This window comes from Agrococcus terreus, assembly GCF_014645235.1.
Lineage (GTDB): Bacteria > Actinomycetota > Actinomycetes > Actinomycetales > Microbacteriaceae > Agrococcus > Agrococcus terreus.
Genome location: NZ_BMLM01000001.1, coordinates 1,932,806 through 1,956,927, shown reverse-complemented (window position 1 = coordinate 1,956,927; position 24,122 = coordinate 1,932,806). Strand labels below are relative to the sequence as shown.

Here is a 24,122-nt window from a genome sequence, read left to right as displayed (position 1 = left end):
GACGGCGGCCCCGCATCGCGCGGGGCCGCCGTGGTCGTCGGGGGAGCGGGCTCACACGAGCGCGAGCTCCTCGAGCTTCGCCTGCAGCTCGGGGTTCGAGGGCTCGACGTGGTGCGAGCCGTCGGGGTAGACGACGACCGGGATGTTCTGGCGGCCCGCGATGCGCTGGGCCTCCTGCGCCGCGGCTTCGTCCGCCGCGACGTCGATGTACTCGTACGCGACGCCGAGGCCGTCGAGCTGGTGCTTGGTGCGGCGGCAGTCGCCGCACCAGTCGGCGCCGTACATGCGGATCGTGGTGTCGCTCATGCCCCCACGCTACGGCAGGGGCGATGCCGTCCCTGCGCGGCGGCCGGGTCGGCCCTCAGGGCGCGGCCGGGTCGGCCCTCAGGGCGTCGGGAGCGGCGTGGGCGCCGGCGGCGCCGAGGGATCGGGCGTGGGCGTCGGCGCAGGCGCCGGCTCGAGGCTCGGCTCCGGCGAGGGCGGGGGGTCGCTCGGCGAGGGGTCCGTCGTGCCGGGGTCGGTGGGGTCGGGATCCTCGGGCGGCGCCGGCAGCGGGTCGCCGGGCTCCTGGCCCGGCTCCTCGGGCGGCGCCGGCAGCGGGTCGCCGGGCCCCTGTCCGGACTCCCCGGGCGGGCCGGGATCCGTCGTCCCCGGCAGCGACGGCGCCTCGGGCGGGAGGGCCGGCAGGAGGCCGGCGGGCGGCAGCGGCGAGGGGTCGGTGATCGGTCGCGGCGCAGCCTGTCGGACGGCGTCGCGGGCGCGCTGCGCGGCGACCGCCGCAGCGGCAGCGGCCTCGGCGCGGCCCTCCGCCTCGAGCCGCCACGCGTCGGCCGCGCGGGCGGAGGCGACGTGCAGCGTCACGCCCTCCACGAGGTCGAGGACGTCGGCCGGGCCGCGCTCCTCGGCGAGCACGGCGAGGAGCGCCGCGACCCGGGCGTCGGCGGCGTCGAGCGGCATCCGCAGCTCGTCGGGCACGATCGCGAACGCGTCGCGCATCGCCGCGGGGTCGGTGCGGCTCTCGGCGACCGCGATGGCGGCGGGTGCGAAGCGGGCGATCGCCGCCTCGAGGCCGTCGATGCGCGCGTCGTCGAAGTCGCGAGGGTCGCCGAGCCGGCGCAGCTCGCGCTCGAGCTCCTCGGCGCCGGCGTCGACGGCGGGCGCCGGCCGGGCGGCCGCGGCCCCGGCGACGCAGGCGCCGAGCACGTCGAAGGCCGCGGGCTCCGATGCGCGGTCGGCGGCCGTCGTCCACCGCTCGGCGATCGCGCGGTCGTCGGCAGTCACGAAGTCGCCGGCAGCCAAGGAGCCGAGGAGGTCCGACCGGCCCAGCCCGAACGCGGAGCGCTGCCGCTCGCCGAGCAGCTCGGCGGCGTGCTCGACGTCGGCGGCGGCGTCCAGCACGTCGGCGGCGCGGTCCTGCAGCGCGACGGCGCGCACGATGCGCACCTCGAGCCCGCAGCCCGCGGCGTCGTGCTCGTCGTGCCAGCGGTCGATGCCGGCGGCGGCGGCCGCGGCGCGGGCGTCGCCGCTCCAGCCGACGGCGACCGCACCGGCCACGAGGGAGGCGACGAGGGCGCCGCCGGCCACGACGAGCGCGAGGCGACGACGGCGCGACGGTGCGACGGCCGCGGTCGCGTCGCCGGCGTGCGCAGCGGGGGCCGCCTCCTCGCGCATCGTCAGGCGCCGTCCGGCGCGATCGGCGTCGTGGTCTCGATCGGATCGGGGAGCGTGGGCCTCGGATCGACGGGCGTCGGGAAGATGGGCGGCTCGGGCTCGGGCTCGGGCTCGGGAGACGGGTCGACCGGCGGATCGACCGGGCCGGGCGGCGTGGTCGGAGCGACAGGGGGCGACGACGGGCTCGGCGGCGCGGTCGGCTGGGGCGCGGGCGAGCTCGGAGCACTCGGCCGCGGGCCCTCGGGCAGGGCGGGTGCGCTCGGCTGGACCGGAGGGGCCGGCGACGCGATCGGCCGGGGCCGCGGGGCGGCCTGCGCGATCGCCTCCTGCACCTGCGCGGCCGCCGACTGCCGCTCAGCCGCGCCCGCCGCGTCACCGTCCGCCTCGAGCTGCCAGGCCTCCGCCATCCACGCCGACGCGACGTGCAGCGCGAGCGACTCGATGAGGTCGAGGACCGCGAGCGGCGATCCGTCGCGACGCAGGGCCTCCGCGCTGTCGCGCACCGCGTCGTCGCTCGAGCCGAGCGAGGCGAGCACGTCGGTCGGGGATGCCGAGAACGCCGCCCGCAGGTCGCCGAGCTCGGCTCGGCCCTCCGCCAGCGCCATCGCGGAGGGGGCGAGCGCCCGGATCGCAGCGTCCAGGGCATCGAGCCTCGCAGCGTCGAGGGCGCGCGGATCGCCGAGCTCGCGCAGCTCCGCGGCGAGGGCGTCGACGCGCTCGGCCGTCACCCCCTCGACCGGCGAGCGGCGCTGCGCGGCCTCGGCGGTGCACGCGGCGACGACGTCGAAGGCCTCCGCATCGCCGCTGGCCTCGGCCTCGGCGCGCCAGCGCGCCGCCGTGACGCGGTCGTCCTCCGTCAGCAGCTCGCCGGAGTCGAGCGACGTCCTCAGCGCCGCGCGCTGGTCGCGGAACGCACGCCGCGCATCCTCGCTGAGCAGGTCCTCGGCCTCCGAGACGTGCTCCGCCGCGGCGACGACGTCCGCGGCGCGCGACTCCAGCTCGACCGCGAGCACGAGCCGCGCCGCGACCTGGCAGCGCGCGTCGTCGCGCTCGGCGTGCCACAGCTCGATCTCATCCGCGATCGATGTGGCTCGCGCCTGCGCGCTCCACGCGACGAGCGAGCCGCCGACGACCGCGAGCATCGCGACACCGGCGATCGAGCCGAGCAGGGTGCGGCGCCGACGGCGCCGACGGGCGAGCATGGCGAGCACCTCGCTGCGACGGCGCAGCTCCGCGGCGTCGTCGGGCGCTGCCGCCCGCGTCCGCTGCTCGTCCACCCGGTCCTCGTCTCATCAAGGGCACGCGGGCGTCCGCCGCTGCTGTCGGACCCATCGTACGGAACGGACCGCCGCCTGTCAGCGCCCAGTCGTGGGGGATCCTCCGGATCCTCACGGCCGAGAGGGGTAGCGGCGCGTCCTCCGGTGCGCCACCCTTGCCCCGAGCGGCCGATCGGCCGCGGACACGGAGGCTCTCGATGGCGACACTGCTCAACCCCTACCTCGCCTTCCAGCGCGACGCGCGCGAGGCGATGAACTTCTACCACGGCGTCTTCGGCGGCGACCTCGACGTCTCGACGTTCGGGGAGTCCGGCCAGTCGCGCGGACCGGACGACGCCGACCTCGTCATGCACGCGCAGCTGACGACCGCCGACGGTCACACGCTCATGGCGAGCGACACGCCCCCGGGCATGGACCGCGGCACCGGCGGCCAGCAGGTGTCGCTCTCGGGCGACGACGAGACGGCGCTCACGCGGTATTGGGAGGGCCTCGCCGAGGGCGCCCAGATCCTCGAGCCGCTCGTGCGGGCGCCGTGGGGCGACACCTTCGGCATGCTCGTCGACCGGTTCGGCATCCTCTGGATGGTGAACATCGCCGGCTCGTCGAGCCATGACCCGGCCTCCGGCGCGAGCCTGGCGGACGACGCGGCGCGGCCTGCGGTCGCGACGGAGGGCGGCCACCAGGACACGGCGGAGCAGTGGTACGAGGGCGCCGGCGAGGCGCGGCCGACCTCCGGCCACGAGGACACCGCCGAGCAGTGGCCCGAGGGGAACGACGCGCGCCGCGACTGAGCGGCAGCGCCTGTGCGGCGCACGCGGAGGGGCCCGGTGCGACGCCGGGCCCCTCCGCTCGTCTCAGCTCCCCTGGGGAGCGCCGCCCGAGGCGGTGTCCTCCTCGGTCTCCGGGTCGTGGTGCGCCTGCTCGTCGACCTGCTGCTGGTCGGCGCGCGCCTCGTCGGTGCCGGGCTCCGGCTCGCGGTGCTCGTCGGTCATGGCGGCCTCCTTCCGTCCGCGCGGGCGGCCGGGCGCCGACCCGTGCACGGATCCGGCTCCGTTGTACCCCGTGCGCCTGGGAGCCGCCGCCGCCCGGCACGTCCCGAGCCGACGCGCGTAGGCTGGAGGCGCGCACGACCTGCGCGCGTCCCCGAGCTGCGAAGGAGCAGTCACCATGCCTCAGACCCTCATCGCCGGCTACGCCAGGACCCCGTTCGCGCGGTTCCTCGGACAGCTCGCCCAGGTGCCCTCGACGGCGCTCGGCGCGCACGCGGCGAAGCACGCGCTCGAGAAGGCCGGCGTCGCGGCCGACGCGGTCGACGCCGTGGTGGTCGGCCAGGTGCTGCCCGCGACCGTCGGCCAGAACCCGCCCCGCCAGACGGCGGTGGGCGCCGGCATCCCGATGACCGTGCCCGCGCTCGGCGTCAACGCCGTGTGCCTGTCGGGCACCGAGGCGATCGTCACGGGCCACCGGATGATCCAGCTCGGCGAGGCCGACGTGGTCGTCGCCGTCGGGCAGGAGTCGATGACGCTCGCGCCGCACGCGGCGCCGCTGCGCGCCGGCTCGAAGTTCGGCGCGACCTCGCTCATCGACACGATGCAGTTCGACGGCCTCACCGACGCCTTCGACGAGGTGCCGATGGGGGAGTCGACCGACGGCTTCAACGAGCGCTTCGAGGTCACGCGCGAGCAGCAGGACGCGTTCGCCGCCGAGTCGCACCGCCGCCTGGCCGCGGCCCAGGAGTCGGGCGCGCTCGACGACGAGATCGTGCCGATCGAGACGGGCGGGCGCCGCAGCGTCACCGTGTCGACCGACGACGGCGTCCGCGCCGACACGACCGCCGAGTCGCTCGCGGGCCTCCGCCCCGCCTTCGTGAGCGATGGCACCATCACGGCGGGCAACGCCTCGCAGATCACCGACGGCGCCGCCGCCGTCGTGCTCGTCTCGGACGCCTGGGCCGCCGAGCACGGCGTGACCGGCATCGCCCGCATCCTCTCCACCGGCTTCGTCGCCGGCGCCGACGTCTCGCTGCACTCGCAGCCCGCCGACGCGATCGAGCAGGCGCTCGGCCGCGCGGGCCGCACCGCCGCCGACCTGCAGGCGGTCGAGATCAACGAGGCCTTCGCGGCCGTCGGGCTCGTCTCGACGCGCCAGCTCGGCGTCGACGCCGAGATCGTCAACGCCAACGGCGGCGCGATCGCCCTCGGCCACCCGATCGGCGCGAGCGGCACCCGCATCGTCGGCCACCTCGCCCGCCGCCTCGCGCAGGCCGGCAGCGGCGCGATCGGCGCGGCCGGCATCTGCGGCGGCGGCGGCCAGGGCTCGGCGATCGTGCTCGAGGCGGTCTAGCGGCAGCCTCCGCAGCATCCGAGCGGCCCGTCGGGAACAGACCGGCGGGCCGCTCGGTTGCCTCCGGCATGCGCCTCTCGATCCTCGACCTCGCCCCCATCGCCCCGACCGAGACCGTGCGCGAGAGCCTCGCCGGCTCCGTCGCGCTCGCGCAGGAGGCGGAGCGGCTGGGCTACGAGCGGGTCTGGTACGCCGAGCACCACAACATGCCCTCGATCGCGTCGAGCGCGACGAGCGTCCTCATCGCCCACGTCGCGGCGCACACCGAGCGGATCCGGCTCGGCTCGGGCGGCGTCATGCTGCCCAACCACTCGCCGCTCGTCATCGCCGAGCAGTTCGGCACGCTCGCCGAGCTGCACCCCGGCCGCATCGACCTCGGGCTCGGCCGCGCTCCCGGCACCGATCAGCGCACCTGGGCGGCGCTGCGGCGCGACATCCACGCCTCCGACCGCTTCCCCGAGGACGTCGTCGAGCTGCAGGGCTACCTGGCCGGCGCCTCGGTCGTGCCGGGCATCCGGGCGATCCCGGGCGAGGGCACGCGCGTGCCGCTCGTGATCCTCGGCTCGTCGCTCTTCGGCGCGCAGCTCGCGGCGCGGCTCGGCCTGCCCTACGCGTTCGCCTCGCACTTCGCCCCGGACGCGCTGCACCAGGCCGTCGCGACCTACCGCGAGACCTTCCGGCCGAGCGAGCAGCTCGACGCCCCGCACGTCATCGCGGGCATCAACGCCGTCGTCGCGCCGACGCTCGAGGAGGCACGCACGATGCAGCAGCAGGTGGTGCGCTCGCGGGTGAAGGGGATCCTGCTGCGCGGCAACCCCATCGGCCAGACGATCGGCGACGACGAGCTCGACGCGCTCGCCGCGAGCCCGCAGGCCGCCGGCATCCTCAAGATGACGCAGCACACGGCCCTCGGCCCGGGCGAGCAGGCCGCCGAGCAGCTGCGCCGCTTCCAGGTGGAGGCCGACGCCGACGAGCTCATCCTCGCCGTGCACGGCACGACGGCCGAGCGCGTGCGGGCGCTCGGGCTGCTCGAGGCCGCCGGTGCGCTGCGCGACGCGGAGCCCGCGGCGGAGCCCGCCGCCGGCTGACGCCGGGGCAGCTAGCGCCCCAGCGCGAGGCGGGTCGCGGATGCGGCGGCCGCCTCGAGGAGACGTGCCGCGTCGCGCTGCAGCGCGGCGAGGTCGGCGGGGCCCGTCGCGAGCGAGAACGCCGGCACGCCCATCGCGGCGGCCGCGTCGGGGTCGACGGATCCGGCGAGCACGCACAGCCGCGCGCCCGCCCGCACGGCAGCGGCGTGCACGACCGAGACGACCTTGCCGCCCGCCGACTGCCCGTCGAAGCGGCCCTCGCCCGTGAGCACGAGCGCGGCGCCGTCGAGCGCCTCGTCGAGGCCGGCGAGCGCGGCGAACCAGGCGCCGCCCGCGACGACCTCGCCGCCGGTGAGCGCCCGCAGCACCGAGGCGACGCCGCCCGCGGCGCCCGCGCCGGGCACGTCGGCGATCGCCGCGACGGGCACGTCGAGCGCCTCGGCGCCGATCGCGGCGAAGCGCGCCAGGGCGGCGTCGAGCGCGGCGACGTCGGCGGGCGAGGCGCCCTTCTGCGGGCCGAACACGGCCGCGGCGCCGAGCGGTCCGGTGAGCGGCGCGTCGACGTCGGTCACGAAGCGCCACCGGACGGCGAGCGCCCGCGGGTCGAGCCCCGAGAGGTCGAGCGACGCGACCTCCGCGAGCCCGCCGCCGCCCGGCGCGACCGGCGCGCCTGCGGCGTCGAGCAGCCGCGCGCCGAGCGCCACGAGCAGGCCGGCGCCGCCGTCGGTCGTGGCGGATCCGCCCAGCAGCAGGGTGATGCCGGCGGCGCCCGCGTCGAGCGCGTCGCGCACGACGGCGCCGAGCCCGGCGGTCGATGCCTCGAGCGGCCGCAGCGGCGCGTCCTCGACCTGCGGCAGGCCGGCGGCCTGCGCGAGCTCCACGACCGCCTCGTCGCCGTCGAGGATCCAGGTGGCCGTCGCGGGCCGCCCGATCGCGTCGACCGTGGCCGTGGAACGGGCCGAGCCGCCGCGCGCGAGCAGCGCGTCGAGGCTGCCCTCGCCGCCGTCGGCCATCGGAGCTGCGACGACCGTCGCATCCGGCACCGCCGTGCGCACGCCGCGCGCGGCGGCTGCGCACGCCTCCTCGGCCGTGAGCGAGCCCTTGAACGCGTCGAACGCGACGACGACCCGCGACGCGCCTGCCCCGCTCACGCGGCGAGCCCGTAGCGCTCGGCGAAGCGGCGGAGGATCTCCTGCGGGTGCTCGACGCGGGCGGCGTGGCCCGCGGCGACGAGGTCGTCGACCTCGGCGGGGGAGAAGTAGCCGTGGTCGCGGTAGGCGACGATGCGCTGCGCGAGCCCGGGGCCATCGAGCTCAGGATGGAACTGCGTCGCGACGACGTGCTCGCCCACGCGCAGCATGTGCGCGCACAGGGCCGAGACCGCGAGCAGCTCGGTGCCGGCGGGCGCGTCGACGATGCCCTCCTTGTGGCCGCCGAACGCGGTGAACGCCCGCGGCAGGCCGTCGGTGAGCCAGTCCTGCCCGACGAGGGTGAGCTCGACCGGCGCGACCGACTCGGCGACGCCCTTCACCATCCGGCCGCCGAGCGCGTGGACGACGGCGCCGAGCCCGAGGCACGCGCCGAGGTAGGGGAGGTCGGCGCGCAGCACGGCGGCGGCGAGGTCGGTGAGCCAGGGCACCACGACCGCCTGCGCGGCCGGCGCGACGCCGGGCGGGTCGGTGAAGTTCGCGGGCCCGCCGCCGACGAGGATGCCGTCGACGTCCGTGAGGTCGATCGCCGGCGGCGCCTCGCGGTCGAGCCGGATGCGGTGGATGCGCGCGGCGTCGAGCCGCCCGAAGCGCACCATGGCCTCGAGCTCGGCGTCGGCGACGTCGTCCTCGGGGCGCGACTGGACGACGACGATGCCGCGCATCCCGCTCACGCCGCGGCCCTCGCGCCGGGCGCCGCGAACCGCGGATCCGGGGCTCCGTCGGGCAGCCAGGCGCCGCTCGTGCCGCGGCGGTGGGAGCCGACGAGGTGGGTGTCGACGATGCCGACGGCCTCCATGAGCGCGAACATCGTGGTCGGGCCGACGTGGGCGAACCCGCGGGCGCGCAGCGCCTTCGCGAGCGCGACCGACTCGGGCGACTGCGTGGGCACCTCCGCGAAGGACGACGGCACGGGGGTCGTCGCCGGCCGCGCCGACCACAGCAGCGCCGGCAGGCCGCCGTCGGCGCGCAGCGCCGCGGTCGCGCGCGCGTTGCCGATCGTCGCGTCGATCTTGCGCCGGTTGCGCACGATGCCCGCGTCGGCCATGAGCCGCAGCGCGTCGTCCTCGTCGAAGGCGGCGACGGCGTCGGGGTCGAAGCCGGCGAAGGCCTCGCGGAACGCGGGGCGCTTGCGCAGGATCGTCGCCCACGAGAGCCCCGACTGGAATGCCTCGAGCGAGAGCCGCTCGAACAGCCCGCGCTCGTCGCGCACGGGCATGCCCCACTCCTCGTCGTAGTAGGCGCGCAGCAGCGGGTCGGTCGCCGCCCACGGCGGCCGCGCGAGGCCGTCCTCGCCGACGATGAGGTGCATGCCCCCACGCTACCCGCGGCCCCCGACGCCCATGGCGGCCCGGGCCGCTCCGGCGCCCTAGCCTGGCGGGATGGATCCGGTGCGGCGCGCGTGGCGCGAGGGCGTGTCGGTCGTGGTCGCCACGAGCGCCTACGGCCTCTCGTTCGGCGCGCTCGCCGTCGCGAGCGGGCTCGACGTGTGGCAGGCGATGGTGCTGTCGATGCTCATGTTCTCGGGAGGCTCGCAGTTCGCCTTCATCGGCGCGGTCGCCGCGGGCGGCGGGGTCGCGGGCGTCGCCAGCGCCGCCATGCTGGGCCTGCGGAACGCCCTCTACGGCATGAGCGTGCGCCGCGTCGTCGACCCGCGCGGGGCGCTGCTGCCCGTCGCGGCGCACGTGACGATCGACGAGTCGACCGCGGTCGCGCTCGCGCAGGAGGAGCCGCGCGCCCGCCGCGTCGGGTTCTGGGTGACGGGCGTCGGCATCTGGATCGGGTGGAACCTCGCGACCCTCGGCGGCGCGCTGCTGGGCGACCTGCTCGGCGACCCGCGCCAGTGGGGCCTCGACGCCGCTGCCGCCGCCGCCTTCGTCGGCCTGCTCTGGCCGCGGCTCAAGGGCCGGCAGGCGATCGCGGTCGCCGCGGCGAGCGCCGTCGCCGCGGCGGCGCTGCTGCCCGCGCTGCCGGCCGGGTTGCCCGTGGTGGTCGCCGCGCTCGTCGGCGTCGTCGTGGGCCTCACGAACGTGCTCGGCCCGCGCCACGAGTCTCGGATGCCGGATCCGGGCGGGCCCGAGCACCGGCACGGCGCCCACGAGCGCCCCGGGCCGGTCGGCAGCGCGGGCGTCGAGCACGGCCAGGAGCACGACCGGGAGGGCGGCGCATGACGCTCTGGCACCTCATCCTGCTCGCGAGCATCGCCGTGCTCGCGATCAAGCTGCTCGGCTACGCCGTGCCGCCGGCGCTGTTCGACGCGCCGCGGCCGCGCCGCACGCTCGAGCTGCTCACCGTCTCGCTGCTCGCGGGCCTCGTCGCCGTGCAGGCGCTCGGGCAGGGGGAGGCGCTCGTCGCCGACGCGCGCATCCCCGCCGTGCTCGTGGCCGCGGGGCTCTTCGCGGTGCGCGCGCCGTTCATCGTCGCGGTCGCCGCCGCGGCGGGCACCGCCGCGCTCCTGCGCGCGCTCGGCTGGGCGGCCTGAGACCGGTCCCGGCCGGGCTCCGGCTCCGCTAGTGTCGATGGTTCGAGCGTGCGCGTGCCTCGGTCCCCGTGGGCGTCGCACAGGCTCGGATCGCTATGCTGATCGTCACTCGCCGGCGCCGCCGGCCGGAACCGCGTGGAGGAAGCGCATGACCGAGCACGACTCCGGGACGCCGGGCCGCGACGGCGAGAGCACGCAGTCGTGGGGCGACGACTACCGGGCGCAGCTCGCGTCGATGCTCTCGGGCACCTCCGCCGAGGACCGCGAGGCGGTCGCGTCGCTGCCGTCCGGCTCCGCCATCCTCGTCGTGCGCCGCGGCCCCAACGTGGGCGCGCGCTTCCTGCTCGACCAGGACTCCACGATCGCCGGCCGCCACCCCGACGCCGACATCTTCCTCGACGACGTCACCGTCTCGCGCCGTCACGCCGAGTTCTCGCGCACGGGCACGCAGTTCGAGCTGCGCGACCTCGGCTCGCTGAACGGCACGTACCACGACGGCGAGCGGGTCGACCACGTCGCGCTGCGCGACGGCGCCGAGGTGCAGGTGGGCAAGTTCCGCCTCACGTTCTACCGCTCGCGGCTCGACCTCGAGCCCCGGGCGTGAGCGCACAGACCGCGAGGAAGCCTGCGGGCCTCCTGTCGATCGGCCAGGTGCTGGCGAAGCTCGGCCCCGAGTTCCCCGACCTCTCGCCGTCGAAGCTGCGCTTCCTCGAGGACCAGGGCCTCATCACGCCGCAGCGCACGCCCTCGGGCTACCGCAAGTTCGACCAGGCCGACCTCGAGCGGCTGCGCTTCATCCTCACGCTGCAGCGCGACCACTACCTGCCGCTCAAGGTCATCCTCGGCCACCTCGACGACATCGACGCAGGCCGCACCCCGCAGCTGCCGGGCGCGAACGTGCGGGTCGAGGCGCCCTCGATCCTCACCGCGGAGCGCCGCCTGTCGCGCGCGGAGCTGCAGTCGGAGGCCGGTGCGTCGAAGCAGCTGCTCGCCGACGCGATCTCCGCCCAGCTCATCCCGGGCGCCGAGCCCTTCGGCGAGGACGCGCTGCAGGCGCTGCGCGCGCTCGCGGAGCTCCAGCGATTCGGCATCGAGCCGCGCCACCTGCGCGGCATGCGCCAGGCCGCGCAGCGCGAGGCGGCGCTCATCGAGTCGGCGCTCGCGCCGATCCGCGGCCGCCGCGAGACGGGCAGCCAGGCCCGCGCCGCCGAGGCCGCGCGCGACCTCGCGGGGCACATCCAGGCGCTCCGCGACATCCTCACGCGCGACGCGCTGGGCGTGTAGCACTGCCGCCCGTGGGCGGCGCGGCGTAGACTCGGCGACGACACGCCGCGCCCTCCCCGCAGGAGCGGGGCGACGGGTCGCTACGGTGGGAACACTCAACCCCTTCTTGAAGGTTGAGCCCCCACAGCACAGCGGAAGGAACGTCGATGCGCGAGGGCAAGGACCCCGACCAGGTCGACCAGCCGGCGGGCGACGCCCCCTACGAGCTGGGCGTGCTCTTCACCGACGGCCTGCCGCAGGAGTCCGACGCCGTCGGCTACCGCGGCGCCATCGCCGCGGAGGCGGCCGGCATCACCTACCGCCAGCTCGACTACTGGGCGCGCACCGACCTCGTCGTCCCGACGATCCGTCCCGCCCACGGCTCGGGCAGCCAGCGCCTCTACTCGTTCCGCGACATCCTCGTCCTCAAGCTCGTGAAGCGCCTGCTCGACGCCGGCATCTCGCTCCAGCAGATCCGCGTCGCGATCCAGCAGCTCCACGACGCGGGCGTGCGCGACCTCACGCAGATCACCCTCATGTCCGACGGCGCGAGCGTGTACCTCTGCACCTCGACCGACGAGGTCATCGACCTCCTCGGCCGCGGCCAGGGCGTCTTCGGCATCGCCGTCGGCAAGGTGCTCCGCGAGGTCGAGACGCAGCTCATCGAGCTCGACGTCACGCCGGTCGACGAGCACCAGGTCGACGAGCTCGCCGCGCGCCGCGCGCGCCGCAGCCGCACCGCATAGGCCCACCACCCCAGCACGACGAAGGGCGCCTCCCGCGGGAGGCGCCCTTCGTCGTGCTGGGGTGGTGCTACTTGGCCTGCTCGTCGCCCTCGGCGGACTCCGCCGCCTCGAGCTCGGCGGCCGCGTCGGCGTCGCCGGCGGCGGTCGGTGCCGGCACCTTGCGGCCGGAGGCGGCCTCGCCGCCGCCGCGGCCCGCGGCAGTCAGCACCGTCTGGAGCAGCTCGTCGAACTGCAGCGCCATCTCCTGCGCGCCCTCGCCGGGCCACACGTGCAGCGGCCGGGCCGCGCCCTGCGCCTGCTGCATCGAGGTGCGCTCGGGCAGCACGGTCTCGAGCACGAGCGGCCCGAACATGTCCTTGAGCTCCTGGATGCGGAACTGGTGCTCGAGCGACTGCGGGCGCGAGCGGTTCACGACGATGCCGAGCGGCTGGAGGCGCGGGCTGAGGCCGCGGCGGATCTCCTCGATCGCGCGGAGCGCGCGGTCGGCTGCGGCGACCGAGAACAGGCCGGGCTCCGTGACGACGAGGACGCGGTCGGAGGCGGCCCACGCCGTGCGGGTGAGCGCGTTGAGGCTCGGGGCGCAGTCGATGAGGACGAGGTCGTAGTCGTTCTCGACGGTCGTGAGGGCCGTCTCGAGCTTCCAGATGTCCTTGATCGTCGGGTGCGGCCCGTCGAAGTTGATCGCGGAGGGGCTGCCGATGAGCACGTCGATCGTGCCGCCGTGGCCCTGGGTCCAGCCCGAGGGGGAGATGGCCTGCTGGACGACCTTGTCCTTCGGGTTCGAGAGCACGTCCGCGACGTTGAGGCGGCCCTCGATCTCGATGTCCATGCCGGTCGAGGCGTCCGACTGGGGGTCCAGGTCGACCACGAGGGTGCGGAGCCCCTTGGCGAACGCCGCAGAGGCCAGGCCGAGCGTCACGGTCGTCTTGCCGACGCCGCCCTTGAGGGAGCTGATGGAGAGTACGTGCACGGCGGTCAAGCCTACGCCAGATAGATTGAGGAGCCCGCGCCGCCGCACCCTGGAGGGTCAACGCATGTTCCAGAAGCTCCTCGTCGCCAACCGTGGAGAGATCGCCATCCGCGCGTTCCGAGCAGCCAACGAGCTGGGCATCCGCACCGTCGCGGTCTACGCGCACGAGGATCGCAACTCCCTCCACTGCCAGAAGGCCGACGAGGCGTACCAGATCGGCGAGCCCGGTCGCCCGGTGCGCGCGTACCTCACGGTGAGCGAGATCGTCCGCGTCGCGAAGGAGGCGGGCGCCGACGCCATCTACCCCGGCTACGGGTTCCTCTCCGAGAACCCCGAGCTCGCGACCGCCGCGGCAGAGGCCGGCATCGCGTTCGTCGGCCCGCCGCCGCGGGTGCTCGCGATGGCCGGCAACAAGGTGACGGCGAAGGAGCACGCGATCAGCGCGGGCGTGCCCGTGCTGCGGTCGACGCCCGCGACGCAGGACCTCCAGGTGCTGCTCGACGGCGCCGACGAGATCGGCTTCCCGGTCTTCTGCAAGGCGGTCGCCGGCGGCGGCGGGCGCGGCATGCGCCTCGTCGAGCGCCGCGAGGACCTCCGCGAGGCGCTCGAGGCCGCCATGCGCGAGGCCGACAGCGCCTTCGGCGACGCGACGATGTTCATCGAGCAGGCCGTCGTGCGCCCCCGCCACATCGAGGTGCAGATCCTCGCCGACGCCGCGGGCGACACCGTGCACCTGTTCGAGCGCGACTGCTCGGTGCAGCGCCGCCACCAGAAGGTCGTCGAGCTCGCGCCCGCCCCGAACCTCGACGAGGAGACGCGCGCCGCGCTGCACCGCGACGCGGTGGCCTTCGCCCGCTCCATCGACTACGAGAACGCCGGCACGGTCGAGTTCCTGCTCGAGACGGCGGGGGAGCGCGCCGGCACGCACGTGTTCATCGAGATGAACCCGCGCATCCAGGTGGAGCACACGGTCACCGAGGAGATCACCGACGTCGACCTCGTCGCGAGCCAGATCCGCATCGCCGCGGGCGCGACGCTCGCCGAGCTCGGGCTCACGCAGGACGAGATCCGGATGCACGGCGTGGCCCTGCAGTGCCGCGTCACGACCGAGAACCCGGCCGACGGCTTCCGCCCCGACACGGGCCGCATCACCGCGTACCGCTCGCCGGGCGGCGCGGGCGTGCGCCTCGACGGCGGCACGATCAACCCGGGCACAGAGGTGAGCCCGCACTTCGACTCGATGCTCGCGAAGGTCACGTGCCGCGGCCGCGACCTCGAGACCGCGATCGCCCGCGCGCACCGCGCGGTGAGCGAGTTCCGCATCCGCGGCGTGGCCTCGAACATCCCCTTCCTGCTCAACCTGCTCGAGCACCCGGAGTTCCAGGCGGGCGACGTCTCGACCCGCTTCATCGACGAGCACCCGGAGCTCACGCGCATCAACCCGCCGAAGGACCGCGCGTCGAAGGTGCTCGCCTGGCTGGCCGACGTCACGGTGAACCAGCCGAACGGCGCCGCCGACGGCGTCATCAACCCGGCGATCAAGCTGCCGGCCGTCGACCTCGAGGCCGAGGCGCCCGCGGGCGAGCGCCAGCGCCTGCAGGAGCTCGGGCCCGAGGGCTGGGCGAAGGCCCTGCGCGAGCGCACCTCGCTCGCCGTCACCGAGACCACCTTCCGCGACGCGCACCAGTCGCTGCTCGCCACCCGCGTGCGCACCGCCGACCTCGTCGCGGTGGCGCCGCACGTCGCGCGGCTCACGCCGCAGCTGCTGTCGATGGAGGCGTGGGGCGGCGCGACCTACGACGTCGCGCTCCGCTTCCTCGGCGAGGACCCGTGGGAGCGCCTGGCGCGCCTGCGCGAGGCGATGCCGAACATCCCGCTGCAGATGCTGCTCCGCGGCCGCAACACCGTCGGCTACACGCCGTACCCGACCGAGGTGACGAGCGCGTTCGTCGACGAGGCCGCCCGCACGGGCGTCGACGTCTTCCGCATCTTCGACGCCCTCAACGACGTCGACCAGATGCGCCCCGCCATCGACGCGGTGCGCGCGACGGGCACGGGCGTCGCCGAGGTGGCGCTCTGCTACTCGGGCGACCTGCTCGACCCGGCCGAGGACCTCTACACGCTCGACTACTACCTCGGCCTCGCAGAGCGCATCGTCGACGCGGGCGCCCACGTGCTCGCGATCAAGGACATGGCGGGCCTGCTGCGCGCCGGCGCCGCGGCGAAGCTCGTCGCGGCCCTCCGCGAGCGCTTCGACCTGCCAGTGCACCTGCACACGCACGACACAGCGGGCGGCCAGCTCGCGACGCTGCTGGCGGCCTCGGCCGCGGGCGTCGACGCGGTCGACGTGGCGAGCGCCGCGATGTCGGGCACCACGAGCCAGCCCTCGCTGTCGGCGCTCGTCGCCGCCGTCGCGCACACCGAGCGCGACACGGGCCTCTCGCTGCAGGCCGTGAGCGACCTCGAGCCCTACTGGGAGGCGGTCCGCCGCCTCTACAAGCCGTTCGAGTCGGGTCTGCCGGGTCCCACGGGCCGCGTGTACCACCACGAGATCCCCGGCGGCCAGCTCTCGAACCTGCGCCAGCAGGCGATCGCGCTCGGCCTCGCCGACGACTTCGAGAAGATCGAGGACTGGTACGCGGAGGCCTCGCGCATCCTCGGGCGCCCGACGAAGGTGACCCCCTCCTCGAAGGTCGTGGGCGACCTCGCGCTGCAGCTCGTCGCGCAGGGCGTCGACCCGGCCGACTTCGAGGAGAACCCGCGCAAGTACGACATCCCCGACTCCGTCATCGGCTTCATGGCCGGCGAGCTGGGCGACCTGCCGGGCGGCTGGCCCGAGCCCTTCCGCTCGAAGGTGCTCGAGGGCCGCACGGTCGACATCTCGGTGAAGCCGGTGCCGGCCGAGCACTCCGCGCGCCTGCGCGAGCCCGGCGCCGACCGCCAGGACGCCCTCAACGAGCTGCTCTTCGCCGGACCGACGAAGGCGTTCAAGGAGACGCGCGAGCAGTACGGCGACCTCTCGGTCGTCGACACGATCGACTACCTCTACGGCATGCAGGCGGGGGAGGAGCACCAGGTCGGCATCGGCCGCGGCGTCACCCTCAACGTCGAGCTCGAGGCCGTGGGCACCCCTGACGACGACGGCATCGTCACCGTCATGACGGTGCTCAACGGCCAGCTGCGCCCGGTGTACGTGCGCGACCGCTCCGTGCAGGTCGACAAGCCGCAGGCCGAGAAGGCCGACGCCGGTCAGCCGGGCCAGGTCGCCGCGCCGTTCGCGGGCGCCGTCACGGTGAAGGTGGCCGAGGGCGACGAGGTCGCAGCGGGCGACCCGGTCGCCACGATCGAGGCGATGAAGATGGAGGCCGCCATCACGACCCCCGTCGGCGGCACCGTCGAGCGCCTGGCGCTCACCGGCACCACGCCGGTCGAGGCCGGCGACCTCATCGTCGTGGTGCGCCCGGCATGACGGTCCGCGAGATCCGCGTCTTCGGCGACCCCGTGCTGCGCTCGAAGGCGGAGCCGGTCGACCCGGCCGCGCCCGGCACGGCGGCGCTCGTGCAGGACCTCCTCGACACGGTGCGGCTCCCCGGCCGTGCGGGCGTCGCGGCCTGCCAGATCGGCACGGCGCAGGCGGCCTTCTCGTTCAACGTCGACGGCGAGGTCGGCTACGTGCTCAACCCGCGCATCGTCGAGGTGCGCGGCGAGCCCGAGCTCGTCGACGAGGGCTGCCTGTCGGTGCCCGACCTCGGCTTCCCGACGCCGCGCCACCCGTGGTGCCGCGTCGAGGGCGTCGACCTCGACGGCGCCGAGGTCGTGCTCGAGGGCGAGGGCCTCATGGCGCAGATGCTGCAGCACGAGATGGGCCACCTCGACGGCCGCCTCTACCTGCAGTCGCTCGAGCGCGGCATGCGCGCCCGGGCGCTCGAGGCCGTGCGCGCGGCGCCCTGGTACTGAGCCGGGCGCCGCGGCGCTGATCGTCAGGCCGCCGGCTCGACCGGCCGCTCGAGCGTGAGGATGCCGTAGCGCATCGCGCCGGTCCGGTACGCGGCGATGAGCCGCGGGATCGACAGCGCGAAGACGCGGTTGCGCGCGCGGAGCCCGATGCCGCGCAGCTCGCGGTCGACGAGCACCGCGCGGGCGACCCGCCGGGCGCAGATCGTCCAGGTTCGGGCGACCCGGCGGCTGACGTCGTCGAAGCCGACGACCCGGAAGCCGGCCTCGCGCGCCATCGCCTCGTACTCCTCCTGCGTGCCCATCGAGGGCAGGCGCCCCTCGCGGCAGATGGGCTCGAGCATCGTGCGCACCTCCCACGGCCGCGCGCCCGTGCGCGCGAGCCACGCGCACACGACCATCCGGCCGCCGGGCGCGAGCACGCGGTGCGCCTCGGCGAAGAACGCCGGCTTGTCGACCATGTGCTCGCTCGACTCGATCGACCAGGCCGCGTCGAACGCGGCGTCGGGGAGGCCGTTGTCGAGCCAGTCGGCGACGCGCACCTCGACGCCCTCGCCCGGCTGCGCCGCCGCGAACCGCGCCTGCTCGGCCGAGAGCGTGAGCCCCGTGACGCGAGCGCCACGGGTGGCGGCGAGCCGCCGGGCGGTGCCGGCGTAGCCGCAGCCGATGTCGACGCCCGTCTGCCCGGGCGCGAGCCGGAGGCGCTCGGCGACGGCGTCGACGAGCGCCTCCACGGCCTCGGTCGGCGACTCGCGCCCGGTCGTCCAGAGGCCGTGGTGCACGTGCTCGCCCCACACCCGGCGGTAGACGAGGTCGAGCTCGTCGTAGTGGTCGGCGACCGCGGCCGCGTCCTGGGCCGCGGCCGGCACGATCATGCGCCCACCGCCGCCCCGTCCGCCGCCGTCACCGGATCCGCGTCACTCGCCGACGTCGTGGGCGCTGCCGCCCTGGGCGTACAGGCCCTCGATGTCGTCGGCGAAGTCCTTGAGGATGTTGTGCCGCTTGATCGACATCTTCGGCGTGAGGTGCCCGTTGGCCTCGACGAACTCCACCGGCAGGATCGTGAACCGACGCACCGACTCGGCGCGCGAGACGCCCGCGTTCGCGCGCACGATCTGCTGCCGCACCTCCTCGATCACCGCCGGGTGCTGCGCCGCGTCGGTGAGCGAGAGGCCCTTGTCGTGGCCGTTGTTCTCGAGCCACGTCGGCAGCATCTCGGAGTCGAGGGTGATGAGCGCGCCGATGTATGGCCGCTGGTCGCCGACGACCACCGGCTGGCCGATGATCGTGTTCGAGCGGATCGGGTCCTCGAGCGCGTTCGGTGCGACGTTCTTGCCGCCGGCCGTGACGATGAGCTCCTTCTTGCGGCCCGTGATCGAGAGGTAGCCCTCGTCGTCGAGCCGGCCGATGTCGCCGGTGTGGAACCAGCCGTCCTCGGTGAAGGCCTCGGCGGTCGCCGCCTCGTTCTGCCAGTAGCCCTGGAAGACGCAGACGCCCTTCGCGAGCACCTCGCCGTCCTCGGCGATGCGCACGCCGTTGCCGGGGATCGCAGGGCCGACCGTGCCGATCTTGAAGCGGTCGGGCACGTTCACGGTGAGCGGCGCCGTGGTCTCGGTGAGGCCGTAGCCCTCGAGGATGCGGATGCCGAGCGAGCGGTAGAAGTGCGCGAGGAACGTCGACAGCGGAGCCGAGCCCGACACCGCGTAGCGGACGTTGCCGCCGAGCGCCGTCTTCAGCTTCGACAGCACGAGGCGCTCGAAGAGCGCGAACTGGAGCTTCAGGCCGATCGGCACGTGCCCGGCGTCGAGCGCCTTCGAGTGCGCGACGGCGACCTGCGCGGCCTTGCGGAAGATCCTGCCCTTGCCGCCGGCCTCCGCCTTCTGCTCGCTCGCGTTGTAGACCTTCTCGAACACGCGCGGCACGGCGAGGAAGAAGGTGGGCTGGAAGGAGCCCATCGAGGCGACGAGCTGCTTCGTGTCGGCCTGGTGGCCGACGCGCACGCCCGAGGCGATCGCCAGCACCGAGATGAAGCGCGCGAAGACGTGCGCCTGCGTGACGAAGAGGAGCGTCGACGAGCCGGGCGCGACGACCTCGGCGAGCGCCTCCTTGGCGTTGCGGCAGAGCTCGACGAAGTTGGCGTGCGAGAGCATCGTGCCCTTCGGGCGGCCCGTGGAGCCCGAGGTGTAGATGAGCGTGGCGAGGTCGGCGCCCTTCGCGAGCGAGCGGCGGCGCTCGATCTCGTCGTCGGCGACGTCGGCGCCCTGCGCGACGAGCCGGTCGAGGTCGCCGCGGTCGATCCGCCACACCTCGGCGATCGACGGCAGCTCGCCGTGCGCCTCGTCGAACCGGCTCACGAGCTCGGCGTCCTCGAGGATCATGCGGGTCGCGCCCGCGTCCGAGAGGATCCACTCGATCTGCGAGGGCGCGCTCGTCTCGTAGACGGGCACCATGCGGGCGCCGGCGTACCAGAGCGCGAAGTCGACGAGCGAGAACTCGTAGCGCACGCGGCACATGAAGCCCACGTGGTCGCCCGGCTGCACGCCGGCGGCCACGAAGCCCTTGGCGAGCGCGATCACCTGCGCGTGGAACTCGCGCGTCGTGATGTGGCGCCAGCCGTCGCCCTCGGGCACGGAGAAGAGCGCGGAGTCGGGGGAGCGGCGGAGCGTGTCCTCGAGCAGGTCGGTGACGTTCGCATCGGGGTCCGCGGGGACGATGGGCGGGACGACGCCCTCGGGGACGGTGATGTGGGGCACTGCGACTCCTTCGGCTCTCGTGCGTTGCCCACATCCTACGGTCGTCCGTCCAAGACGGCTGGGATCCGGCGCGAGCGTGGCGGATGCGGCCGCCCGCGCATCCCCTGCCCTAGGCTTGCCGGGCGCGGGAGGTGCGAGTGTTCTACTGGCTGCTGAGGCACTGGGTCGTGGGCCCGTTCATGAACCGGGTGTTCCGCCCGTGGGTCGTGGGGCTCGACAACATCCCCGAGCACGGCGGCGCGATCATCGCGGGCAACCACCTGTCGGTCATCGACTCCTTCCTCATGCCGCTCACGATCGACCGGCGGGTCTACTACCTCGCGAAGTCGGACTACTTCACCGGCAAGGGCCTCAAGGGCCGACTCGTGCGCTGGTTCTTCCTCGGCGTCGGCCAGCTGCCGATGGACCGCTCGGGCGGCGCCGCGAGCTCGCAGAGCCTCTCGGCCGCGCTCGACAAGCTCGCCGAGGGCCAGCTCATCGGCATCTACCCCGAGGGCACCCGCAGCCCCGACGGCAAGCTCTACCGCGGCCGCACGGGCGTCGCGCGCATGGTGCTCGACGCGCGCGTGCCGGTGGTCCCGTGCGTCATGGTCGACACCGAGAAGATCATGCCGATCGGCCGCCGGATCCCGCGCGTGGGCCGCATCGGCATCCGCTTCGGCGAGCCGCTCGACTTCTCGCGCTACTACAACCTCGAGGGCGACCGCTTCGTGCTGCGGTCGATCACCGACGAGATCATGGTCGCCATCAACCGGCTCTCCGACCAGGAGTACGTGGACGTCTACGCCTCGAGCGTGAAGTCGCGCGTCGAGGCGGAGCGCCGGGCGCTCGCCGCGGGCCGCGACGGGCGCTGAGCGGGCGACGCCGAGCCGTCCGGGCACCCGCCCGGTCGCTAGGCTGGAGGGCGGCGCGCATCCCGCGCCGACCACGACGGCGGCGTGCGCGCCGCGAAGGGCATGAGTGTGATGACGGACACGATCGCGATCCCGGGCTCCATCGAGCATGGGCTCGACGCGTATCGGCAGCTCCCGATCAAGCAGCAGCCCGCGTGGCCCGACGAGGCGGAGCTCGAGCGCGTCCGGCGCGAGCTGCGCAGCGCGCCCCCGCTGGTCTTCGCGGGCGAGGTCGACGTGCTGCGCGAGCGCATCGCCGCCGCGGCGCGCGGCGAAGCCTTCCTGCTGCAGGGCGGCGACTGCGCCGAGACCTTCGCGGGCGCGACGGCCGACAACATCCGCAACCGCGTGAAGACGATCCTGCAGATGGCGGTCGTCCTCACCTACGGCGCGGCGATGCCGGTCATCAAGATGGGCCGCATGGCGGGCCAGTTCGCGAAGCCGCGCTCGAGCGACTCGGAGACCCGCGGCGACCTCACGCTGCCGGCGTACCGCGGCGACATCGTGAACGGCTACGACTTCACCCAGGAGTCGCGCGCGGCCGACCCCGACCGCATCCTGCGCGGCTACCACATGGCCGCCTCGACGCTGAACCTCGTGCGCGCCTTCACGCAGGGAGGCTTCGCCGACCTGCGCCAGGTGCACTCGTGGAACAAGGGCTTCGCGCAGAACCCCTCGTTCGCGCGCTACGAGGCGCTCGCGGGCGAGATCGACCGCGCGGTGCGCTTCATGGAGGCTGCGGGCGCGAACTTCGACGAGCTCAGGGGCGTCGAGTTCTTCACGGGCCACGAGGGCCTCCTCATGGACTACGAGCGGCCGATGACGCGCATCGACTCGCGCACGGGCCTCGCCTACAACACCTCGAGCCACTTCCAGTGGATCGGGGAGCGGACCCGCGAGATCGACGGCGCGCACGTCGACTTCTTCTCCCGCGTGCGGAACCCCATCGGCGTCAAGCTCGGCCCGTCGACGACGGCCGCCGACATGGAGGCGCTCGTCGACCGGCTCGACCCGGAGCGCGAGCCCGGCCGCCTCACCTTCATCACCCGCATGGGCGCCGGCCGCATCCGCGAGGCGCTGCCGCCGCTGCTCGAGGCGTCGAAGGCGCTCGGCTCCACGCCGCTGTGGGTGACCGACCCGATGCACGGCAACGGCATCACGACGAAGAACGGCTACAAGTCGCGCCGCTTCGACGACGTCGTCGACGAGGTGCGCGGCTTCTTCGAGTCGCACCGCGCGGTGGGCACGCACCCCGGCGGCATCCACGTCGAGCTGACGGGCGACGACGTCACGGAGTGCCTGGGCGGCGCGGAGGAGATCGACGAGCTCGCGCTCGAGACCCGCTACGAGTCGCTCTGCGACCCGCGCCTCAACCACATGCAGTCGCTCGAGCTGGCGTTCCTCGTCGCCGAGGAGCTGCGCCAGCGCTGATCCGCTGCGCCGATGCGGCCGTCGTCCTCCGGGGCGGCGGCCGCTCGCGTCAGTAGGTGGCGTCGATCCCCACGGTCTCGCCCTCCTCGAGCTGGCCGCCCTCGGGGTCCTGGCCGAGCACCGGGGTGATCGCGTGGAGCGGCTCGGGCACGTTCGTCGACAGCTCGGGCACGAGCCCCGCGTCGGTGATCGCCTGCACGGCCTCCGAGATCGAGCGCCCGACGACTCCGGGCACGTCGACCATCCGCGGGCCGAGCGAGACGACGCCGCCGATCGTCGCGCCCTCGCGGACCTCGCCCTCCGGGATCGAGACCGAGATGAGCACGCCCGCGGGCACCTCGCGCGAGTGCTCCTCGGCCGAGAAGTCGGCCTGGAGGCCCACCTGCGCGAGCGCGGCGGTCGCCTCCTCGGCGCTCTGGCCCGCCGCGGCGGGCACGGGCCCGAGCGAGAGCTCGATCGAGATCGGCGACCGCTCCTCGAGCTCGTCGAGATCGCGGAGCGGCGTGCCGTCGGGCGCGTACGCCGCGAGCACGGCGCCGCGCGCGACGTCGCCCGAGAAGATCGCGTCGGGCTCGCCGTCCGCCACCGCGAAGCCCTGCGCCTCGATCTCGGACCGCGCCTCCTCGACCGGGAGGCCCCGGAGGTCCGGCACGGCGAGGCTCCTCCGGCCCGAGGAGAGGACGAGCTGCACGGCGCCGCCGTTGCCGATCTCGGTGCCCGCGGGCGGGTCGGTGCGCAGCGCGCTCCCGGCGGCCGTGTCGTAGTCGTGCTCGGAGACGACCCCGGAGACCTCGATGCCGTGATCGGCGAGCAGCGCGACGGCCTCCGACCGCGGGCTGCCGGCCACGTCGGGCACGGTCGAGCGCCCGCCCGGGCCGAGGTTGAACCACCAGCCGAGGCCCGCGGCCAGCAGCGCGCCGAGCAGCACGAGCGCGAGCCAGAGCATGCCCCGCCGCCGCTGCACCGTCGCGCGCCGCGACAGCGCGGCCGTCGCGACGCCGTCGCCCTCGTCGGCGACGGTCTCGGGCTCCTGCACGGCGAGCGGCCGGCGGCGCCCGGGCCGCGGCGCCTGGATCACGGTCGTCGCGCGGTCGTCCTCCGACACGCTCGGCAGGATCGAGGTCGCCGTCGTCGGGCGCCCCTCGCGCAGCGCGTGCACCTCGCGCAGCAGCTCGCCGGCGTCGGCGGGCCGCAGGTTCGGATCGCGCTGCGTCGCCCAGTGCACGAGCGAGTCGAGCTGCTCGGGCACGCCGGGGGCGACCGAGGAGGGGAGCGGCACCTGCTCGTTCGCGTGCTGGAAGGCGATCTGCATCGGCTCGTCGCCCGTGAAGGGCTGCCGGCCGGTGAGCATCTCGAAGAGCATGATGCCGACCGCGTACAGGTCGCTGCGGGTGTCGGCGAAGCCACGGGTGACGAGCTCGGGGGAGAGGTAGGCGATCGTGCCGAGCAGCGCCTTGCCGGTCGCGGTGTTCGCCGTCGCCGCTCGCGCGAGGCCGAAGTCGCCGATCTTGATGCGCCCGTCGTGCGCGAGCAGGATGTTCTCGGGCTTGAGGTCGCGGTGCACGATGCCGGCGCGGTGCGCCGCCGCGAGGCCCGCGAGGATCGCCTCGAGCACGTCGAGCGCCTGGTCGGGCGTGATCCTGCCGCGCTCGGCGAGCAGGTCGCGCAGCGTGATCGAGGGCACGAGCTCCATCACGAGCCACGCGAAGCCGTCGTCCTCGCCCTGGTCGTAGGTGTTGACGACGTTCGGATGCGCGAGCCGGGCCGCGGCCTTCGCCTCCTGGATGAAGCGCTCGCGGAACTGCGGGTCGTCGCCGAGGTGCGGGTGCATGACCTTGACGGCCACCTTGCGGTCGAGCCGCAGGTCCATGCCCTCGTACACGCTCGCCATGCCGCCGCGGGCGATGCGCTCGCCCACCTCGTACCGTCGATCGATGAGCCGTCCGATGACGGGATCGCGGGGGTCGACGGGCACGTGGCGAGCATAGGCGGGCGCATGCGCTCCGCCGCGGCTCCACGCCGTCCGCGGCGCAGGTCGCCCCG

At 75.0% G+C, this 24,122-nt stretch carries 23 protein-coding genes; 12 read left to right on the top strand and 11 right to left on the bottom strand.

Annotation, left to right across the window (positions count from 1 at the left end):
• Positions 1 to 51 precede the first annotated feature (51 nt).
• From IEW90_RS09470 to IEW90_RS09460, 3 genes are all read right to left on the bottom strand, one after another.
• Entirely contained in the window at positions 52 to 306 is a 255-nt protein-coding gene (locus IEW90_RS09470) for a glutaredoxin family protein (RefSeq protein ID WP_188717888.1), read from the bottom strand.
• Between the two features lie 78 nt (positions 307 to 384).
• Entirely contained in the window at positions 385 to 1,671 is a 1,287-nt protein-coding gene (locus IEW90_RS09465; protein ID WP_188717887.1) for a hypothetical protein, read from the bottom strand.
• Positions 1,672 to 1,673: 2 nt separating this feature from the next.
• A complete protein-coding gene (locus IEW90_RS09460; RefSeq protein ID WP_188717886.1) occupies positions 1,674 to 2,948 on the bottom strand; it encodes a hypothetical protein in 1,275 nt (424 codons plus the stop codon).
• Between the two features lie 197 nt (positions 2,949 to 3,145).
• Between IEW90_RS09460 and IEW90_RS09455 the strand changes: the two genes are divergently transcribed.
• Positions 3,146 to 3,739: a VOC family protein gene (locus tag IEW90_RS09455; protein WP_188717885.1), complete on the top strand. Its 594-nt coding sequence runs from the start codon at positions 3,146 to 3,148 to the stop codon at positions 3,737 to 3,739.
• Between the two features lie 63 nt (positions 3,740 to 3,802).
• Here IEW90_RS09455 and IEW90_RS09450 read toward each other — a convergent pair whose 3' ends face one another.
• A complete protein-coding gene (locus tag IEW90_RS09450; protein ID WP_188717884.1) occupies positions 3,803 to 3,940 on the bottom strand; it encodes a hypothetical protein in 138 nt (45 codons plus the stop codon).
• A gap of 175 nt (positions 3,941 to 4,115) precedes the next feature.
• On the opposite strand from IEW90_RS09450, the gene IEW90_RS09445 reads away from it, so the two are divergent.
• A complete protein-coding gene (locus IEW90_RS09445; protein ID WP_188717883.1) occupies positions 4,116 to 5,291 on the top strand; it encodes an acetyl-CoA C-acyltransferase in 1,176 nt (391 codons plus the stop codon).
• 68 nt (positions 5,292 to 5,359) lie between these two features.
• Positions 5,360 to 6,379, top strand: coding sequence for an LLM class flavin-dependent oxidoreductase (locus IEW90_RS09440; RefSeq protein WP_188717882.1), 1,020 nt, complete (start codon positions 5,360 to 5,362; stop codon positions 6,377 to 6,379).
• A gap of 11 nt (positions 6,380 to 6,390) precedes the next feature.
• On the opposite strand, the gene IEW90_RS09435 is transcribed toward IEW90_RS09440, so the two are convergent.
• The 3 genes from IEW90_RS09435 to IEW90_RS09425 are packed head-to-tail and all read right to left on the bottom strand — an operon-like array spanning position 6,391 to position 8,899.
• Entirely contained in the window at positions 6,391 to 7,530 is a 1,140-nt protein-coding gene (locus IEW90_RS09435; protein ID WP_188717881.1) for a glycerate kinase, read from the bottom strand.
• Positions 7,527 to 8,252, bottom strand: a complete 726-nt coding sequence (locus IEW90_RS09430; RefSeq protein ID WP_229679622.1) for a glutamine amidotransferase-related protein — start codon at positions 8,250 to 8,252, stop codon at positions 7,527 to 7,529. The genes IEW90_RS09435 and IEW90_RS09430 overlap by 4 nt, the downstream gene beginning before the upstream one ends.
• Before the next feature lie 5 nt (positions 8,253 to 8,257).
• Positions 8,258 to 8,899: a DNA-3-methyladenine glycosylase I gene (locus IEW90_RS09425; protein ID WP_188717879.1), complete on the bottom strand. Its 642-nt coding sequence runs from the start codon at positions 8,897 to 8,899 to the stop codon at positions 8,258 to 8,260.
• 70 nt (positions 8,900 to 8,969) lie between these two features.
• Here IEW90_RS09425 and IEW90_RS09420 point away from each other — a divergent pair, with 70 nt between their 5' ends.
• The 5 genes from IEW90_RS09420 to IEW90_RS09400 all read left to right on the top strand — a co-directional run bounded on the left by IEW90_RS09420 (position 8,970) and on the right by IEW90_RS09400 (position 12,078).
• A complete protein-coding gene (locus IEW90_RS09420; protein WP_188717878.1) occupies positions 8,970 to 9,758 on the top strand; it encodes an AzlC family ABC transporter permease in 789 nt (262 codons plus the stop codon).
• Entirely contained in the window at positions 9,755 to 10,069 is a 315-nt protein-coding gene (locus tag IEW90_RS09415) for an AzlD domain-containing protein (protein ID WP_188717877.1), read from the top strand. Before IEW90_RS09420 ends, IEW90_RS09415 begins: the two co-directional genes overlap by 4 nt.
• 148 nt (positions 10,070 to 10,217) lie before the next feature.
• Complete coding sequence (locus IEW90_RS09410; protein ID WP_188717876.1) at positions 10,218 to 10,673, top strand: FHA domain-containing protein; 456 nt, start codon at positions 10,218 to 10,220, stop codon at positions 10,671 to 10,673.
• Complete coding sequence (gene ftsR, locus IEW90_RS09405) at positions 10,670 to 11,353, top strand: transcriptional regulator FtsR (protein ID WP_188717875.1); 684 nt, start codon at positions 10,670 to 10,672, stop codon at positions 11,351 to 11,353. Before IEW90_RS09410 ends, ftsR begins: the two co-directional genes overlap by 4 nt.
• 146 nt (positions 11,354 to 11,499) lie before the next feature.
• Complete coding sequence (locus tag IEW90_RS09400; RefSeq protein WP_188717874.1) at positions 11,500 to 12,078, top strand: MerR family transcriptional regulator; 579 nt, start codon at positions 11,500 to 11,502, stop codon at positions 12,076 to 12,078.
• 67 nt (positions 12,079 to 12,145) lie between these two features.
• Here IEW90_RS09400 and IEW90_RS09395 read toward each other — a convergent pair whose 3' ends face one another.
• Positions 12,146 to 13,048: a ParA family protein gene (locus tag IEW90_RS09395; RefSeq protein WP_188717873.1), complete on the bottom strand. Its 903-nt coding sequence runs from the start codon at positions 13,046 to 13,048 to the stop codon at positions 12,146 to 12,148.
• Positions 13,049 to 13,112: 64 nt separating this feature from the next.
• Here IEW90_RS09395 and IEW90_RS09390 point away from each other — a divergent pair, with 64 nt between their 5' ends.
• Positions 13,113 to 16,517 carry a pyruvate carboxylase gene (locus IEW90_RS09390; RefSeq protein ID WP_188717872.1) on the top strand — a complete coding sequence of 1,135 codons (3,405 nt, stop codon included), beginning with the start codon at positions 13,113 to 13,115 and terminating at the stop codon, positions 16,515 to 16,517.
• Positions 16,514 to 17,005, top strand: coding sequence for a peptide deformylase (locus IEW90_RS09385; protein ID WP_188717871.1), 492 nt, complete (start codon positions 16,514 to 16,516; stop codon positions 17,003 to 17,005). The genes IEW90_RS09390 and IEW90_RS09385 overlap by 4 nt, the downstream gene beginning before the upstream one ends.
• Before the next feature lie 23 nt (positions 17,006 to 17,028).
• Here IEW90_RS09385 and IEW90_RS09380 read toward each other — a convergent pair whose 3' ends face one another.
• Entirely contained in the window at positions 17,029 to 17,877 is an 849-nt protein-coding gene (locus IEW90_RS09380) for a class I SAM-dependent methyltransferase (protein WP_188717870.1), read from the bottom strand.
• Between the two features lie 42 nt (positions 17,878 to 17,919).
• The gene (locus IEW90_RS09375) at positions 17,920 to 19,755 is read right to left on the bottom strand and encodes an AMP-dependent synthetase/ligase (RefSeq protein WP_229679580.1); all 1,836 of its coding nucleotides are present in this window, start codon (positions 19,753 to 19,755) and stop codon (positions 17,920 to 17,922) included.
• Between the two features lie 137 nt (positions 19,756 to 19,892).
• Here IEW90_RS09375 and IEW90_RS09370 point away from each other — a divergent pair, with 137 nt between their 5' ends.
• Together IEW90_RS09370 and IEW90_RS09365 are read left to right on the top strand one after the other, a co-directional pair.
• Positions 19,893 to 20,609: a lysophospholipid acyltransferase family protein gene (locus tag IEW90_RS09370; protein WP_188718110.1), complete on the top strand. Its 717-nt coding sequence runs from the start codon at positions 19,893 to 19,895 to the stop codon at positions 20,607 to 20,609.
• Between the two features lie 111 nt (positions 20,610 to 20,720).
• A complete protein-coding gene (locus tag IEW90_RS09365) occupies positions 20,721 to 22,079 on the top strand; it encodes a class II 3-deoxy-7-phosphoheptulonate synthase (protein ID WP_188717869.1) in 1,359 nt (452 codons plus the stop codon).
• 49 nt (positions 22,080 to 22,128) lie between these two features.
• On the opposite strand, the gene pknB is transcribed toward IEW90_RS09365, so the two are convergent.
• Positions 22,129 to 24,054: a Stk1 family PASTA domain-containing Ser/Thr kinase gene (pknB, locus tag IEW90_RS09360; protein WP_188717868.1), complete on the bottom strand. Its 1,926-nt coding sequence runs from the start codon at positions 24,052 to 24,054 to the stop codon at positions 22,129 to 22,131.
• Positions 24,055 to 24,122: the final 68 nt, after the last annotated feature.